The organism is Profundibacterium mesophilum KAUST100406-0324, from assembly GCF_009835145.1.
GTDB lineage: Bacteria > Pseudomonadota > Alphaproteobacteria > Rhodobacterales > Rhodobacteraceae > Profundibacterium > Profundibacterium mesophilum.
Window position 1 is genome coordinate 49,438 of sequence record NZ_APKE01000007.1, and the last position, 14,667, is coordinate 64,104.

The 14,667-nt window shown below is 63.7% G+C and carries 15 protein-coding genes and 1 tRNA gene; 6 read left to right on the forward strand and 10 right to left on the reverse strand.

What is annotated here, in order from left to right:
- The first annotated feature begins 25 nt into the window (after positions 1 to 25).
- From PMES_RS02295 to PMES_RS02305, 3 genes are all read left to right on the forward strand, one after another.
- Positions 26 to 919 carry an MBL fold metallo-hydrolase gene (locus PMES_RS02295; protein WP_159963919.1) on the forward strand — a complete coding sequence of 298 codons (894 nt, stop codon included), beginning with the start codon at positions 26 to 28 and terminating at the stop codon, positions 917 to 919.
- Between the two features lie 58 nt (positions 920 to 977).
- Positions 978 to 1,052, forward strand: a tRNA-Asn gene (locus tag PMES_RS02300).
- Between the two features lie 641 nt (positions 1,053 to 1,693).
- Positions 1,694 to 2,008 carry a hypothetical protein gene (locus PMES_RS02305; protein ID WP_159963920.1) on the forward strand — a complete coding sequence of 105 codons (315 nt, stop codon included), beginning with the start codon at positions 1,694 to 1,696 and terminating at the stop codon, positions 2,006 to 2,008.
- A 260-nt stretch (positions 2,009 to 2,268) separates the two neighbouring features.
- Here the strand turns inward: PMES_RS02305 and PMES_RS02310 are convergent, their stop codons facing one another.
- The 5 genes from PMES_RS02310 to PMES_RS02330 form a co-directional block, all read right to left on the reverse strand.
- Positions 2,269 to 3,015, reverse strand: a complete 747-nt coding sequence (locus PMES_RS02310; protein WP_159963921.1) for an SH3 domain-containing protein — start codon at positions 3,013 to 3,015, stop codon at positions 2,269 to 2,271.
- 173 nt (positions 3,016 to 3,188) lie between these two features.
- Entirely contained in the window at positions 3,189 to 3,845 is a 657-nt protein-coding gene (locus PMES_RS02315; RefSeq protein WP_159963922.1) for a hypothetical protein, read from the reverse strand.
- 262 nt (positions 3,846 to 4,107) lie between these two features.
- Positions 4,108 to 5,610, reverse strand: a complete 1,503-nt coding sequence (locus PMES_RS02320; RefSeq protein ID WP_159963923.1) for a hypothetical protein — start codon at positions 5,608 to 5,610, stop codon at positions 4,108 to 4,110.
- A gap of 431 nt (positions 5,611 to 6,041) precedes the next feature.
- Positions 6,042 to 7,184 carry a CsgG/HfaB family protein gene (locus PMES_RS02325; RefSeq protein WP_159963924.1) on the reverse strand — a complete coding sequence of 381 codons (1,143 nt, stop codon included), beginning with the start codon at positions 7,182 to 7,184 and terminating at the stop codon, positions 6,042 to 6,044.
- A 2-nt stretch (positions 7,185 to 7,186) separates the two neighbouring features.
- Positions 7,187 to 7,633, reverse strand: a complete 447-nt coding sequence (locus PMES_RS02330) for a curli assembly protein CsgF (RefSeq protein ID WP_201288940.1) — start codon at positions 7,631 to 7,633, stop codon at positions 7,187 to 7,189.
- 236 nt (positions 7,634 to 7,869) lie between these two features.
- Here PMES_RS02330 and PMES_RS02335 point away from each other — a divergent pair, with 236 nt between their 5' ends.
- Positions 7,870 to 8,343, forward strand: coding sequence for a transposase (locus PMES_RS02335; RefSeq protein ID WP_159963925.1), 474 nt, complete (start codon positions 7,870 to 7,872; stop codon positions 8,341 to 8,343).
- A gap of 192 nt (positions 8,344 to 8,535) precedes the next feature.
- Here PMES_RS02335 and PMES_RS02340 read toward each other — a convergent pair whose 3' ends face one another.
- A complete protein-coding gene (locus PMES_RS02340; protein WP_159963926.1) occupies positions 8,536 to 9,807 on the reverse strand; it encodes a cytochrome P450 in 1,272 nt (423 codons plus the stop codon).
- A gap of 263 nt (positions 9,808 to 10,070) precedes the next feature.
- On the opposite strand from PMES_RS02340, the gene PMES_RS02345 reads away from it, so the two are divergent.
- Positions 10,071 to 10,256 (forward strand): DUF3008 family protein, encoded by a 186-nt coding sequence (locus PMES_RS02345; protein ID WP_159963927.1) that lies wholly within the window; start codon positions 10,071 to 10,073, stop codon positions 10,254 to 10,256.
- A 306-nt stretch (positions 10,257 to 10,562) separates the two neighbouring features.
- Positions 10,563 to 11,063 carry a YciE/YciF ferroxidase family protein gene (locus tag PMES_RS02350; protein WP_159963928.1) on the forward strand — a complete coding sequence of 167 codons (501 nt, stop codon included), beginning with the start codon at positions 10,563 to 10,565 and terminating at the stop codon, positions 11,061 to 11,063.
- 58 nt (positions 11,064 to 11,121) lie between these two features.
- On the opposite strand, the gene PMES_RS02355 is transcribed toward PMES_RS02350, so the two are convergent.
- The 4 genes from PMES_RS02355 to PMES_RS02370 are packed head-to-tail and all read right to left on the reverse strand — an operon-like array spanning position 11,122 to position 14,573.
- Positions 11,122 to 11,895 (reverse strand): SDR family NAD(P)-dependent oxidoreductase, encoded by a 774-nt coding sequence (locus tag PMES_RS02355; RefSeq protein WP_159963929.1) that lies wholly within the window; start codon positions 11,893 to 11,895, stop codon positions 11,122 to 11,124.
- On the reverse strand, positions 11,888 to 12,676 hold the full coding sequence (locus PMES_RS02360) for an SDR family NAD(P)-dependent oxidoreductase (RefSeq protein WP_159963930.1): 789 nt from the start codon (positions 12,674 to 12,676) through the stop codon (positions 11,888 to 11,890). The genes PMES_RS02355 and PMES_RS02360 overlap by 8 nt, the downstream gene beginning before the upstream one ends.
- Entirely contained in the window at positions 12,676 to 13,860 is a 1,185-nt protein-coding gene (locus tag PMES_RS02365; protein WP_159963931.1) for a zinc-dependent alcohol dehydrogenase, read from the reverse strand. The genes PMES_RS02360 and PMES_RS02365 overlap by 1 nt, the downstream gene beginning before the upstream one ends.
- A gap of 11 nt (positions 13,861 to 13,871) precedes the next feature.
- Complete coding sequence (locus tag PMES_RS02370) at positions 13,872 to 14,573, reverse strand: SRPBCC family protein (protein WP_159963932.1); 702 nt, start codon at positions 14,571 to 14,573, stop codon at positions 13,872 to 13,874.
- Positions 14,574 to 14,667 lie beyond the last annotated feature (94 nt).

A 14,667-nucleotide genomic window follows, 5' to 3' on the forward strand; every position in this document is an offset into this window, starting at 1 on the left:
GCCTGTGACCGGGGGAGGAAGAGCGATGTCGAACGCGGTCGATCTGGGCGGAGGCGTGCGATGCCTCCTGGCGCCCAACCCCTCGCCGATGACCGGTCCCGGCACGAACAGCTACCTCGTGGGGCCGGCGGATGGCGGCGCGGGACGGCTGGCCGTGATCGACCCAGGGCCCGACATCCCGGCCCATCTGGATGCACTGCGCGCGGCCATCGGCGAGCGGGGGGTGAGCCATATCCTCGTCACCCATGCCCATCTCGACCATGCGCCGCTCGCGGCCGCGCTCTCGGCGGTGAGCGGCGCGCCGGTCCTGGCCTATGGCGATGCGGGGGCGGGGCGCTCGGCGATGATGCGGCGCCTTTCGGCGGGCGGGCTCGCCGGCGGCGGGGAGGGGGTCGATCATGCCTTCGTTCCCGACCGGGTCCTGTCGGATGGCGAGCTCGTGCGCGGCGAGGGCTGGCAGCTCGAGGCAATCTGGACGCCGGGCCATTTCGGCAATCATATGTGCTTCGCGCTGGGCGAGACGATCTTCAGTGGCGATCTGGTGATGGGTTGGGCAAGCTCGCTCGTCTCGCCGCCCGATGGTGACCTGGGCCGCTTCATGACCTCCTGTGCCCGGCTCGCGGCACGCGGGGCCGCCCGGCTCCTTCCGGGGCACGGTGATCCCGTGGAGGACCCGGTGGCAAGGATCGAATGGCTGCTTGCGCATCGACGCGCACGCGAGGCGCAGATCATGCAGGCGCTTGCCGAGGGGCCCGCGACGGCTGCCGAGCTGACGGCCGTGATCTACGTGGAGACCCCGCCCGCCCTGCATCCCGCCGCCGCGCGCAACGTCTTCGCCCATCTTCTCGACCTGCACGAACGCGGCGCCGTCACCGCGGACCCGGAACCGGCCCAGAACGCTATTTTCACGGTGGCCTGATTTTTCTCAGAGAACCCTATGGACGCCGCTCGGCACCCTTGTTATATCGCCCCCGTGTTCCGGCGTAGCTCAGCGGTAGAGCAGTTGACTGTTAATCAATTGGTCGTAGGTTCGATCCCTACCGCCGGAGCCAAACAACCACTTGGTTGTAAAATAAAATGGCGATCCTCCCGGATCTCTTTTTTCGTTTTTGCAACGATTTTGCAACGCTCCTGTGGTCAACGATCCGTTAAGGGTGTCGGTGGCTGCCTAATAGGACGTGTATGCCCTAAGTCGTTGAGGATGAGCGTCGAATCAGATCGCTGATATTAATCCGATAGTTTCGAGAACCTACAGCCTTCCGCCGGTTGAGGATTGCTCGGGCTTGCCTGAAGCTCCGCGCTTTAAGGACAACGAGTGGAAGCCTCTGCCTGAATGGTTCCTTGCAGGCATCGAGTTCGCATCGCGCTGCACGGCTGTCCCTGTGGACGGCCCTTATACCTATTAAGTAGCGGCCATCCACATTAGCGGCGAGCGTGCGATTGCGACCGATAGAAAGCCGCTCGTCGAGTTCGACCTTGGCGGCACGGTCCCCTGCGACTTGCCCCTGACGGTTAAAGAAGTGCGTGTGCTTCGGGCCTTCGGTGCGTCGCCCTCCCATGCCAGCACACCTCGTGAAAAAGACAGCAGACAGCACTTTCTCTGGGTAACGGCGCGTCGCTCGCCTTCAAGCCGGCCGGCCACACTGCGCCTCCGGCGGTCAGGTCGCTGGTCGCGAAGTTCAACTGGTCTGACATGAATTCAGTCGATGCCCATTGGCGCGGCCAAATCGTCGATCAGTTCTCAGTCAGGCCTGACCGCGACCATACCGATCTGCTGCATGTTTATCCCGACCGGATCGAAAGCCCGGCTTACGGCAGTCAATCGCAGGTGTGCTTACCCATCGCGACGCACTCCCCCGTTTACACGGTGTATGAGCGCTCACGGATCATTCAGGTGATCAAGATTGCGGAACAGGTCAAGTTCGTCGAGCGTCCCGAGGGCACATGTTTCCTGTTCAGCGCCGAGAACATTCGCGGCGTCGTGTCCTCGATGGCGGTGCGCGCGTAACCCGTATCCTCAACGACGGCCTGTTCTTCCACCCGGACGGTTCAAGTGCGATGGACGTACTCATGCAGTTGGCCGAAGGCGCGTCTATATCCGCAGTCGTGATGCAGGCTGATTGCCAATTGACAATTGTGGAGAGACATTTTGTATCGGAGCCTTACAGGTCCGTTTTTACCCGGTGTCCATTCCCCTGAAGGTGTTCATGCCTGAAGGCCGGCTGCATGCGTTTCCAGTCCGGCACGCAGGAAGACGGGCCGAAGCCTTCAGTTTTTCTGGCAGCTATTGGCGAAGATGACCGCCGGAAAGCGGTTGAGGCGAATACCCTGCTTTTTTATCCAGCCTTCCTGTTCACCAAGATCGGTGCGGCACCAGACACCATCCGGGCCCGCGGTGCAGCGGTCGGCCGTCACGCAGGTTTCCGGCTCGATCACCGTCAGTATATCCGAAGACGGGTCCGCAGATGCCCGCAAATTCGCGCGTGTCAGAACCTTCACCTGCACCGGTCCTTCGATGCGCGGGGGTGCCAGCTCGTCTTGCCGCGCGCAGCTCGAGGTATAGCCGAGATAGACACATTCCCGCTTTGCTGCGAGAAGGCGCTCGTTCAGCCGTTCGAAAATCACCGCGTTGCTTGCGATCGTGTCGCCGTTGAGGCGCAACTGGTTGCCTCCGAGGCGCGCAAGCTCCTGCCCATCCATGTCGAGCAGGATGATCTGCCCCTGGTCGATATCCCAGGCTGCGACCGTTGCCAGTTCCCGGCTGCAATTGGCGTTCTGAAGCGGCAGGGGCGCTTGCGTAGAGGGGAGTAACCGAAGGGCGCACCGCTCACCGTCCTGCGTGAAGTTGCCGCTCTGGGAGAGCCAGTCGCCCGCCAGGGCACGGACGAAATCCTCGCGGCTTTGGGCAAGCGCCGAGCCTGGCCAGCCCGCAAGGGAGGCGAGGATCGATACCAGCGCGCATAGTGCCGTGAGTTTCATCCAAGGCGGCGTTGATCCGTCCGCGATAGCGACCATGGTCGTTCCTTCTTTTGTCCTGTTCCGGATGTGCCTGTCGAGATGATCGAACCGCGCGGCATGATCAGTAGGTTGTCATCCGGCGCGTTGTTGCCCTGTGCCTTGGCAGGCATGCAGAGCCGTGCCGCCCTGGACCACGGCCCGGGTTCTGCAGTTTCGCGGTCTGCTGAAAGTCATGGCCGAATATTGCGCTGAACGATGGTGACCGACTCGGCATTGCTGTTCGCGACAAGACCTTCGCTGACGAGATTGTCCCCGGTCTGCATAAGGCGGACCCGCGCGCCGGTGCCGCCAACCTGGACACCTGTGGCGATGTTGTTGTTGCCCTGTTGTATCAGAAATCCCTCAGCGGACGCCCCCGAGACCGTCAGGTCGCTGCGGTTGTGCGATCCGATCTGGGTGATGGCTCCCATGGCCCCCGCTCCCGATATCACGATCGAGGCATCATTGCCGCCGCCGTCCTGAAACAGCAGGGCAACCCCGTTCCCCTGCACCGAGATCATACCGGAATTGGCAAGGTCGATGCCCTGTAGGGACGCATTTTGCGAGAACAGGACCTGGCTGCCCAAACCGTCGATGTCGATGTCGATATCGTTGTTGTCGCCGACCTGATTGAGAACCGGCAAGGCCCCCCGGGTGCGAAGCGGCAGCAGGTTGAGACGTCCGCCCGTCAGATCGCTCAGCGGACCGATCGACGATCCGGCAGCGTCGGATTGATCGATGGTTGCGGTATTGCCAAACCCGTCCTGGATGAGCTTGAGCCGATTGTTCTGGGCGGTCGCGGCCGATGCGGAGACCGCGATGGCAAGGACGATCATCGAACGCAGCATCAGCGAATACCTTCCGTGGCAATTGATTGTCATGAAAATCGGGCGGGCATGGAATTGTTCGCGAAGGCCCATCGCTCCATTGCCCCGCCTCTCTGCGCCAGGCCGATACGGGTCCGTCCTGGTGCGGCGGCGCATCCCTTTGATCCGAAGAAGGTCAGGATGCCATGTCTCGAACGAGAAACGGCCGGGGACGAGTATGCTGCCCCCGGCCTTGAGGATGGTTATGCGGCCTTTCCTTTATACCAAGGAGTGCCGCCGATCCTCAGGAGCCTTGGCGAATGGCCAGCGCGTTGCTGCTGCCCATCTGGTCGAAGTTGATCAGGTTGCTTCCGCCGGACTGCCAAACAGCGATCTCGTTGCTGTTGCCGTTCGTGGAACCTTCGATCTCGTTGCTGCCGCCGTCCTGGACCATGGTGTAGAGGTTGTCGTTGCCATCCACATTGTAGTCCAGGGAGTTCCCGTCACCTTTTTGGTGCAGGGTCGCGCCGCCGCCACCGATGCGCAGGTTGCCGGCATAGTTGAGGTGCATCGCGCGGTTCAGGGTCGAGGATTCGGTGAGCGCCATCGCGGCACCGTTTTTGCCGTTCCCGAAGCCGTCGAGGCTGACGGACATCTCGTTGGAGTTGCCGAGCTGCTCGAACAGGATCGAGCTCGAGCCGCTACCGGTAGAGGCGAGCGCGGCACGGTTCATATCGCCAACCTGACGCACGCCGAAGGTGTTTTCATCGCTGGTGATGGCGCCGAGGGCGACGGTATTGGTGGCGCCGCCCTGCTTGATGCCGAGCTGGTTCTCGCGGCCGGTGACCATGATCGTGCCGACCGTGTTGCCGTTGCCGGATTGGTTCAGGCCGATCCGGTTCCTGTCACCGTTCTGCATCATCGTGGCGCTGTTGCCGTCGCCGATCTGGCGGAACGAGGTCAGCTGGTCATTGGCATGGCGGGCACCGCCGCCGATGCCGGTGCCGCCGCGATTGTCGTCGCCCGTCACCGACAGGGTCATGGTGTTGTCGGTGCCCTGCTGGGCCCAGTCGAAGACCCAGTTGTTGTTGCCTGTCATGCTGATGTTCGACGTGTTCGTGTCGCCGACCTGGCGAGCGCTCTGGATATAGTTGGCATTGCCGGTCTGGGTGATCACCATTCCGTTTCCGGCACCGTTCTGGGTGATGCCGTTGCGCTGGTTGGTCGTGCCGTCGAAACCGATGCGGTTGAAGTTCGTAAAGTTGGTCGTATAGGCGATATCGGTGCGCGTCTGGGTGACAGCCAGTGAGTTCGCGGTGCCGCCCGCGGCATTGCGCTGATAGATATCATCGATGAGGTTAGCGCGGTTTTCGGCAGTGCCGCTCGCCCCGCTTTGGGTGACGGTCGCGGTGTTGTTGCCGAACTGGTAAAGGCTGAAGATGTCGTTGCCGCTGGAAAGCTGCGAGACGGTGGCCGAGTTCGTGCCGTCAAGTTGGTCGACACCGAGTCCGCGACCGTTGTGCTGAATGCCGCGCGAGCCATCGGTGCGCGAGCCAAAGGTGTTGCCGTCGCCGCTCTGGATCAGTTTCAGGGTGCTGTTCGCGCCTTGGGTGATGCGGTGCCGCTGGGTCGCGGCGGCGGTGCCATTGGCAGTGGCGGTGCGCGAGCCGGCCGTGTTGCCGGTGCCGGTCTGCTCGATGTCGGCAACCGCGTTTCCGGCCTGGTCGATCACGATCTCGTTCGCCTGAACGTTGCCTGCCATCACCGCGATCACGGCCGCACTGGCCAGAAGTGTCTTCGAATTCATAATTTGTATCCCAACAATGCGAACACCATATTCTCGTCCGCTTTTTCAATCTCCCCGCGAATGAACGCGAGGCCCTTAAACCCAATCGATGAAACCTCGGAGCATGTCTGCCATATCCACAACCGGGCTGCCGTCTGTTCCTCCCTGCGCCGACGGTGGCGAAACGTCTGATCCCGACCTCACGAAAGTGAGATCAAGGGCACTATAGAAATTTTTTTTTGGGGAGTTCCAGAAAAAGTCATGGCCTAGACGGCTTAAAGACACAGGCATGACATGGTTTTGCCATCATTTGATGCAATAATACAACTGCTTCACAGCGTTTTCCTTTAGAGGAAACCTTTTGAGCATGTAAATTTTTCTGATCGCGCGATGTTGCGCGGTCATGGTTAATTAACCTTGATGTCTTGGATCGTATGCCAGCCGGGAACGATTCACTCGGGCGGGCGATCGAGAAGTGCCACGGCAGTGGAGATCGATTCACCCCCTTGCGGGCGGGAGCCGAGTGCAGGCTCGTCGGCGCTTGGGGCGGGTGGCGTCTCGTTCGCGGGGGAGGCGGGCGTCGGCATCTGCTGCGGCTGCGCGGCGCGCGGTGTTCCTGCGGGAAGTGGCCGGGTGACCTGAGTGACCTTTGCGGTTCGGCTGGGCGCCGGAGGCCGTGCAGCCGTCTGCACGACCGATGTCGGGTTCGCCGTGCTCACCCCGACCCTCGGCGCGGGCTCCAGCTGCATTCCGTTCCGATAGGCGGCGACGAGAGCGCGGCCTCCGGCGGGATCCGCGAAGTCCCATATCCCGATCTCGCTGCCTTCGAGGATCATCGCGATCACGGCTGCGTCGATGGCTTGGCGCACCGCGATATATCGTGGCTCGTTGATGCTGACGCCTGCTTCAGCCTCGAGAAGCTCCTCGAGGTTGATGAAACGGAACACGTTTCCCTGGGTCCGGATCGATGCGACCGCTTTCGAAGCGGTCACCGTGTTGAGCACCTCTCCCGTCTTGGCGGAGATCGCCCGCAGTGACACCGTGACGGTGTCGTGCTGGTATTTCTGATCCGCGCCGATCCCCAGAAGCCGCGCGCCGATACCGCCCGTTACGGTGTTGGTATCGTATCCGACGATCGCGCCTTCCATGATGATGGAGGCAGACAGAAGGGGGGGAAGCACGCTTGCTTCGACAGATTGTTCGCTGCGGTAGATGCGTCTCATCTCCGTCAGGATCTGGCGCTCCTGCAGCAGAATATCGAGCTCGGCGCGTTCCAGAACCGTGAACCATGTCCGTCCGCCCGCCTGCTGAAGGGCACGCATCAGCATGGGCGCGCCGCCTTGCGTGACGGCACGGCTGAGGGTCTGGCCGTTATCCTGTTCCTTGTATTGTCCCGTCAGGTCTTCGTTGGAGTAGACCGCAACGGGAATACGCGCCCTTGGAGGGGGCAGGGACTGCAACGCGAGGCTGACGCGGGTCGGGGTCGCCGTCGTCGGGGCAATCGGGCTTTCGGGGAGGATGGTGGTGCATCCGGCAATCGCGAAGGCCAGAACGGTATAGCGAAGATGACCGGAAAGGATCTTGGGAAATCGCATTTTCAGTTGATAACCAGTTGCGGCACGACGATTTCGGTCTGCGTGTTTGCTGCGAAGTCGTTGATCACCAGGCGGATCGCCTCGGAGGTGCGTTCGAAGCTGACTTCGGTATCCCCGAAGGTGACGGTTCCGGCGTTTTGCTGGTTCTCGCCGAAGATCGCCTCCGTGACCTGCGCGGAGAGTGCCGAGAAAAGGCGCCCCTGAAGCTGGTTGAGAAAGAGCTCTGCCCTGGCATCGGTCGGCTCTTCATCGGCCTCGACGACGGTCGGCTCATCATCGGTCTCGACCACCACGTCGCGCGCGGTTGCGTTGCGCTGTGCGTTGGCGATGGCCAGAAGATGCCCCGAGTTGAGCCCGCTTCCTCCGAATGACGGGTTCGTCGGCGTATAGACAAGATCGCCAGACGCTCCGGGAGTGGCGATAAAAACGCCGAGTGCGGCTGCACCCAAAATTGCGATACTGCGCATAAGTGTCGCCCTTCCAAAGAGTAAGCGTCGAAGCACGTTCTGAAACAATACCCGGGAAGCGTTACCAGATCGGTGGAATATGGCAAGTTTGCCAAGGCTACCGAGCATGCAAGTGTTGCACAATGCAAACTCGGAGCGCCGGATGCGGCAGGGGCCTGTCCTGATATCCTGCTCTTCCTCCAGTTCGGGGTAGAGGCCGCTCAACTCAGGAGACGGACATGAAGCGATCGCGTTTCACGGAAGAGCGGATCATCGGAATGCTGGAGCAGGAGGCCTGGCTATCGACGGCCGAGATGGGCCGCAAGCACGGCGTCAGCCAAGCCACCTTCCACAGATACAAAGCGCGCTTTGGCGGGCTGGACGTGTCGGACGCGCGTCGCGCCTGCGGGCGCTCGAAAACGAGAACGTCAAGCTCGGGAAGCTGCGGGCCGAGCAGATGTTCGACGACGCTATCCTGCGGGATGTCGCGGCAAAGAAAGTGGGAGCGCCCGGTGTCAGGCGGGAGACGGTGGCTCCTGCCTGCATCGCACGGGGTGAGACAGCGCCGGGCGTGTCAGGCACTGGCGATGGATGGATCGATCGAGCATGCGCTACTGCAGCGTTCGGCGCGGCTGTCAATCGGGCAGCATCGCTTTGGCTGTCTTGAGGCCCGCAAGTCGGCTTGCAACAGCCTGGTGAGGGTCTGGAGCTGATCAAGACCTCCGAGGCAACATAGCACACTGGGCTGCGTGCCATCGACGGGTTGGATGTCGTGACGTTCCGAGCCAAGGCAGGCCCGGAGGCGTCATCGGGCCGAAAAGCGTGACCCTCCGCATCCGAGCAGTCGGCGCATGCGTGGTTCCGGGTGCAGAAGGCCCAGCGGGGGTGCCGCGAGAAACCCCGCACTACGGGAGGGACGCGGATCGTCTGACATTGCTCAGGACGACCCGGTCAGCGGGCAGCGGGGGAAGCTCCTTCGGATCGAGCGCCGTATTCTGCTCCGGCACATCATAGTCGAGCGACGTGGCGAGATAGCCGCAGAACGCCTCCATCTGGCTGATCGCGATCCACTCGCCGGGACAGCGGTGGTTCGTCCCGTGGCGGCCGCCCCCTTGCGGAATGAACGTGTAGGGATCGCCGTGCCAGTCCTGAAACCGTTCGGGCCGGAAGTCATGCGGCGCCGTCCACGAGCGCGGATCGGTGTTGGTGCCGTGAAGGTCGAGCAAGACCCTGCGGCCTTCCTCGAACCGATAGCCCCGCCATGAGAAACCCTGGTGCACCCGCGCGGCCACGGCCGGGAAGAACGGGTAGAACCGGCGGACCTCCTGCACGAAGGGCTCCAGCACCCTGTCATCCTCTTTCAGTTTTCGCGCCCAGTCGGGGTATCGGTGCATGGCATGCGCGGCCTGGACGATGAACACCGACACCGCGACCGTCGGGCGCAAGACGTTCAGCAGTTCCACGGCGGCGATCTGCGGGCTCAGCATCTCGCCATCGGGATCGCGCCAGGTCGCGATGACGTGTAAGGCGCATTCCTCGGGCGGTTTCAAATCGCCGCCGCGCACCTGCTCGATGATGCCGGTGGCCCAGCGCTCCGCGAGACGCCGCGATCGCCGTGCGCGCCAATGGCTCCACCCGACCGCCCCGGCATCTTGGAAAAGTGCCGTCAGCTGCGCCGTCCGGATCCTGACATCGGTCTCGGGCAGGGGCACCCCGGCCCATGTGCAAACCGCCCTCGTCAGGATCTCGCGCACCTCGTCGTAGAGAATGACCGCACCGGTGCGCTCCCACTGCCGCGCGTAGACGTCCAGCAAGCCGAGCGATATGCGCCGCAGTTCGGCTATCCGCTCGCTGCCCATGAGCGTCATGAACATCCGCTTGCGGTGACGGTGCGCATGGCCGTCCAGATGTTGAACGCCGCCATCCCCGAGCAATGTCTTGCGGATGCGCGCCGGCATCGCCCCCGCCCGCACGAGCCGATCCTCGCGATAGAAAAGCTCGGCCGCCGAGGCGCCGGTCATGCAGATCGTCCTGTGAAGGAGGATGCGGGTCTCGAACAGGTCGCCGCCAAGGTCCCGGCAGGTGTTCGCGATGAACCCGTAGGGGTCGCGAAGCAAGGCGAGCGTGCTGTCGCCGGCCTTGGCGGGGGGGCTGCCGGATATCGTCTCGGATTGCATGATCTTCCTCTTTCATCGAACCGAGCCGGCTTCCACCGCTGTCGGCGTCCCGCCATCGCCGACTGGCGCGTCGGTCCGGTTCCGGCTTTTCGAGCCAACAGGAGAACAGGCGCGCATGTTCCGGCCTTGATCGCCTCCACCGCGGCCGGGGCTGCGGTCTCGCAGCCCGCCTCCTGTGGGGCCAGGCAGGAACATCCTTCGCCTTCGCCGGTTTTTGGTCATGCCGGCGCATTGTCGGTCAGCAACTGTGAAGGGAGACGGACATGCCTGCGAAATCGGGAGCCCAGCAAAAGGCGGCGGGTGCGGCGCTGTCGGCCAAGCGCGGCGATACCAAGGTCGGGGACCTCCAGGGGCCGGCAAAGGACATGTACGATTCGATGTCCGAGCAGGAGCTTGAGGAGATGGCCGGGACCAGCCGCAAGGACAAGCCCGAGCACGACAGCAACTGAGACCAGGCGAGCCTTGCGCGCGCGGCTGGTCATCGGTGGGCCCCATCAGCCCCGCCCCGACGGTCCTCACCGCCTTGACCGGCGCGCCGTCACGGTGTGCCGGGCGGCGCCTGCGCCAGCGTCTTTCGAAGGTGAAGCCCCGGCGCTGGCCGGCGCACTTGCGCCTGTGGGTGCAAGGCGGCAGGGGCCCCAGGCATCGCGGCAAGGCAAACCGGCGGCGCTTCGGAACCTTTCCGAAACTGGCCGGTTCAAAAAGTACGAAGCGGAGCGCAGCGCGGTCCGCAACGCTGTGAAAGGAACGAGTAAATGGCTATTTTCTCTAAAGACATCAAAACGATGGACGACCTCTACCTGCATACCCTGCGCGATATCTACTACGCGGAGCAGCAGATCGAGAAGGCCCTGCCCAAGATGATCGACAAGGCCCGCAACCCGCAGCTCAGGGACGCATTCAGCAGCCACCTCGACGAGACGCGCCAGCATGTGCAGCGCCTCGAGCAGGTGTTCCAGGTGCTCGGTGAAAAGGCCAAGAGCGCGACGTGCCCGGCCATCGACGGCATCATCAAGGAGTCCGAGGATATCGCGGGAGACATCGAGGATGACAAGGTCCTCGACGCGGCCCTCGCCGCGGCGGCCCAGGCCGTCGAGCATTACGAGATGACCCGCTACGGCACCCTGATCGCGTGGTCCAAGGAGCTTGGCCGCAATGAGTGCGCCGAACTGCTGTCGCAGAATCTCGCGGATGAGAAATCCGCCGACCAGAAACTCACCCAGCTTGCGGAAAGCCGGTTGAACCAGGCCGCCTGAGGCTATTCGGGGGATCCCGGAGCCGTTCCGGGGTCCCCCGTCCGGGTTTTGCGCCGCCTTACTCGGGCTTCGCACCCGCGCGATGAACCCGCGCCAGGATGCTCTGCGGCACGACACCGGCCAGCATCGTCAGGATCTTGCTGGTGACACCCGGGACCACGCCGCGCTCGCCGCGCATCATGGCGTCATAGCCCGCCCGGGCGACCTCGACCGGATCGTCTTTTTGACTCTCGGCGATCGGCGCATCCGCCAGATCGTTTTCGGGCCGGTCGAAGACCTCCGTCTCCGTGGGACCGGGCATCAGGCAAGTCAGCGTCACCGGCCCGTCCTTCCACTCGTCCTGAAGCGCATAGCAGAAGCTGTCGAGATAGGCTTTCGTCGCGTTGTAGACCGCATCGTAAGGCCCCGGCACGAACCCGCCGATGGACCCGGTGACGAGGATCCGTCCAGACCCGCGGGCATGCATCTTGCGGCCGACCCTGTGCAGGAGCGATGTCGTCTGCAGGAGGTTCAGGTCGATGCGCCGCTTGATGGCCGCCCAGTCCTGATCGTGAAACGCCTCGCCGAGCGCGCGTCCTGCATTTGCGAAGAACAGGTCGATCTCGCGGTCCGCGATGGCCTGCCAGAAGCTGTCGACACCATGGCGGGTGGCCAGATCGACCACCATCGGCTCGACCTCCGCCCCGAGCCGTCTCAGCTTGTCGGCGGCCTCGTGGATCTTCTCCTCGTCGGCGCAGATGATCAGGCTGTATCCGTCCTCGGCCGCGAAACGGGCGAGCTGATACCCCAGGCCGGTCGAGGCGCCGGTCACGACGGCAATCTTGTCAGTCATTGCGGTGGCCCTCCGGTTCGGCGAGGTTGCGGTGCATCGAGGCCAGCACGCTGTCGGGCACCACGCCCGAGAGTGCCGCCTGCACCTTGTTCATGAAGCCCGTGGTCACCCCGGACGAGCCCTTGAGCATCGCGCGATAGCCCGCCCTGGCGACCTTGGCCGGGTCATCCTTGTCCTTCTGGCCGACCGGCGTGTCCTCCATGTCGGCGCGGACGAAGAACTCGGTATCGGTGGGGCCGGGCATCAGGCAGGTGACGGTGACGCCGCTGTCCTTCAGCTCGTCCCGGATGCCCCAGGACAGGGTATCCAGATAGGCTTTCGTCGCGTTGTAGACCGCCTGGAAACTGCCGGGGATGAGGCCAGCGATGGAGCCGACGATGAGGATGCGGCCCGTCTTTCGGGCGCGCATCAGGGGGATCATGCGGTGCAGCAGCGAGGTCGTGCCGGTCACGTTGACGTGGATCACGTCCTCGATCCTGTCCCAGTCCTGCTCGAGGAAGGCGTCGCCCAACCCGCGCCCGGCATTGGCCAGCAGGTAATCCACCTCCCGGTTCCGCACCGCGTTCCAGAGCGTATCGAGCCCCTGTTCGGTGCCCAGGTCCGCCTCCACGACATCGACCGTCACGCCGCTTTGCCGCAGGCTCTCGGCGGCGCTGTGGATCTGCGGCTCGTCGGCGCAGATGATGAGGTCGCAGCCGTCTTGCGCCGCGCATCGGGCCAGCTCCAGCCCGATGCCCGTCGAGGCGCCGGTGACGACGGCGAGCTTGCGCATCTGCGCCATCAGATCGTCTCCGTGCCGGGCTTCAGAACGACCTTGGTCCATTCGTTCTGGTTGAAGCGGAAGCTTTCATAGCCGCGCGCGGCTTCTTCGAGCGGCAACCGGTGCGAGATCATGAAAGTGGTGTCCAGCTCGCCCTCGCCGATCCGCCGCAAAAGGTCCTTCGTGTATCGCTGCACATGGGTCTGCCCGGTGCGGACCTGCAGGCCCTTCTCCATCAGGGCGCCCAGCGGAAACTTGTCGAGGAACCCGCCATAGACGCCCGGGATCGACAGCCGGCCGCCCTTGCGCACCGCCATGATCGCCTCGCGCAGGGCATGCGCGCTGTCGGCACCCACGCCCACGGTCTGCTTGATATTGTCGAGGATGGTGTCGGGCGCCATGCCATGTGCCTCCATCCCGACCGCGTCGATCACGGCATCGGGACCCATTCCGCCCGACATCTCCATCAGCGCCTCCAGCACGTTGGTCTGCTTGAAGTCGATCACCTCGGCGCCCATCTTGCGCGCCAGCGCAAGGCGGCCGGGATATTCGTCGATGGCGATCACCTTGCCCGCGCCCATCACGAAGGCCGACTGCACCGCGAACAGCCCCACCGGACCGCAGCCCCAGACGGCGACCGTGTCGCCCGGCTTGATGTCGCAGTTCTCGGCCGCCATCCAGCCGGTCGGCAGGATGTCCGACAGAAAGAGGACCTCGTCATCGTCCATCCCGTCCGGGATCACGATCGGGCCGACATCGCTGAACGGCACGCGGACATATTCCGCCTGGCCGCCCGGATAGCCCCCGGTCAGGTGCGAGTAGCCGAAGAGGGCCGACATCGCGTGGCCGTAGAGCTTCTCGCTGATATCCTGCTTGTCGGCGGGGTTGGAGTTGTCGCAGGCCGAGTAGAGGCTCTGCTCGCAGAAGAAGCACTTGCCGCAGGAGATGGTGAAGGGCACCACCACCCGCTGGCCTTTCTTCAACGTGCTCTTGGGGCCTGTCTCGACCACCTCGCCCATGAATTCGTGGCCGAGGATGTCGCCGGCCAGAACGCCGGGGATCACCCCGTCATAGAGGTGCAGGTCGGAGCCGCAGATGGCGGTGGACGTGACCTTGATGATCGCGTCGCGGGGATTGACGATTTCGGGGTCGGGCATTGTCTCGACGCGGACGTCGTGTTTGCCTTGCCAGGTCAGGGCGCGCATGAACTGTCTCCTCAGGCGGTTTTGCGGTTGGCATTGGTGGCGATTTCGCCGGTTTCCATCAGCATCTTCAGGCGTCGCAGCTCGCGCCGCCCCTGTATAGCGGGCTCGGCCTGGAAGGCCTTGGCAACCCAGCGACCCAGCTCTCCGGCAGGGGGCACATAGGCGATGATCGCCTCGACCTCGGTGCCGCGATCGGCCGGGGCATCGCGAAAGGTGACCTTGCCCTCGGTGTCGATGTCGCTGCCCTCGATCGAGCGCCAGGAAATCATCTCGCCCTCCACGTCCTGCACGATCCGAGTGCGCACCGTGACCTCGCGGTCGAGGGGCGCGCGGATGGTCCATTCGGTGACGTCGCCGACCTCGCGAACGTCATGGAGGTTTTCCATGAACTGCGGGAGGTTCTGGAAGCTGCGCCAGAAACGGTAGAGTTCCGCCCTGGGCTTGTTGATCGTCACCGTGCGCCCGGTAACGGCGTAGTTGCCATAGCGGCTTTGGCGCGATGTGCGTCCCGGCGCGTCGTCCGGCGGACGGTGGCCGACACGGTTGCGGGTGGCCGCCTGGTACCAGGCATAGCCGGCCGCGCCGGCCAGCACGCCCAGTCCCAGCACGACGGCGGTCGTGCCCCGGTCCGGCCTATAGGACCCCTCGTCGTAGCGACGAGGCGCGCCGTAAGGGCTGGGCAGAAAGCGAGGATCATCATTGTCAGAATACATCAGAGCTCCTTCCTGGAAGCTCGGCCGGCCGTAGAGGGGACCACGGCTGCCGCGCACCGATCTTGTCGAGGCCGCCGCGGCGTGGTCCGTCCCG

What these genes read in the sequence shown, in the direction of transcription:
- PMES_RS02320 (WP_159963923.1), bottom strand. Translation starts at nt 5,610, where the DNA reads ATGAATTCGAAGACACTTCTGGCCAGTGCGGCCGTGATCGCGGTGATG.
- PMES_RS02365 (WP_159963931.1), bottom strand. Translation starts at nt 13,860, where the DNA reads ATGCGCGCCCTGACCTGGCAAGGCAAACACGACGTCCGCGTCGAGACA.
- PMES_RS02360 (WP_159963930.1), bottom strand. Translation starts at nt 12,676, where the DNA reads ATGGCGCAGATGCGCAAGCTCGCCGTCGTCACCGGCGCCTCGACGGGC.
- PMES_RS02310 (WP_159963921.1), bottom strand. Translation starts at nt 3,015, where the DNA reads ATGGTCGCTATCGCGGACGGATCAACGCCGCCTTGGATGAAACTCACG.
- PMES_RS02340 (WP_159963926.1), bottom strand. Translation starts at nt 9,807, where the DNA reads ATGCAATCCGAGACGATATCCGGCAGCCCCCCCGCCAAGGCCGGCGAC.
- PMES_RS02305 (WP_159963920.1), top strand. Translation starts at nt 1,694, where the DNA reads ATGAATTCAGTCGATGCCCATTGGCGCGGCCAAATCGTCGATCAGTTC.
- PMES_RS02355 (WP_159963929.1), bottom strand. Translation starts at nt 11,895, where the DNA reads ATGACTGACAAGATTGCCGTCGTGACCGGCGCCTCGACCGGCCTGGGG.
- PMES_RS02325 (WP_159963924.1), bottom strand. Translation starts at nt 7,184, where the DNA reads ATGCGATTTCCCAAGATCCTTTCCGGTCATCTTCGCTATACCGTTCTG.
- PMES_RS02335 (WP_159963925.1), top strand. Translation starts at nt 7,870, where the DNA reads ATGAAGCGATCGCGTTTCACGGAAGAGCGGATCATCGGAATGCTGGAG.
- PMES_RS02345 (WP_159963927.1), top strand. Translation starts at nt 10,071, where the DNA reads ATGCCTGCGAAATCGGGAGCCCAGCAAAAGGCGGCGGGTGCGGCGCTG.
- PMES_RS02350 (WP_159963928.1), top strand. Translation starts at nt 10,563, where the DNA reads ATGGCTATTTTCTCTAAAGACATCAAAACGATGGACGACCTCTACCTG.
- PMES_RS02295 (WP_159963919.1), top strand. Translation starts at nt 26, where the DNA reads ATGTCGAACGCGGTCGATCTGGGCGGAGGCGTGCGATGCCTCCTGGCG.
- PMES_RS02370 (WP_159963932.1), bottom strand. Translation starts at nt 14,573, where the DNA reads ATGTATTCTGACAATGATGATCCTCGCTTTCTGCCCAGCCCTTACGGC.
- PMES_RS02315 (WP_159963922.1), bottom strand. Translation starts at nt 3,845, where the DNA reads ATGCTGCGTTCGATGATCGTCCTTGCCATCGCGGTCTCCGCATCGGCC.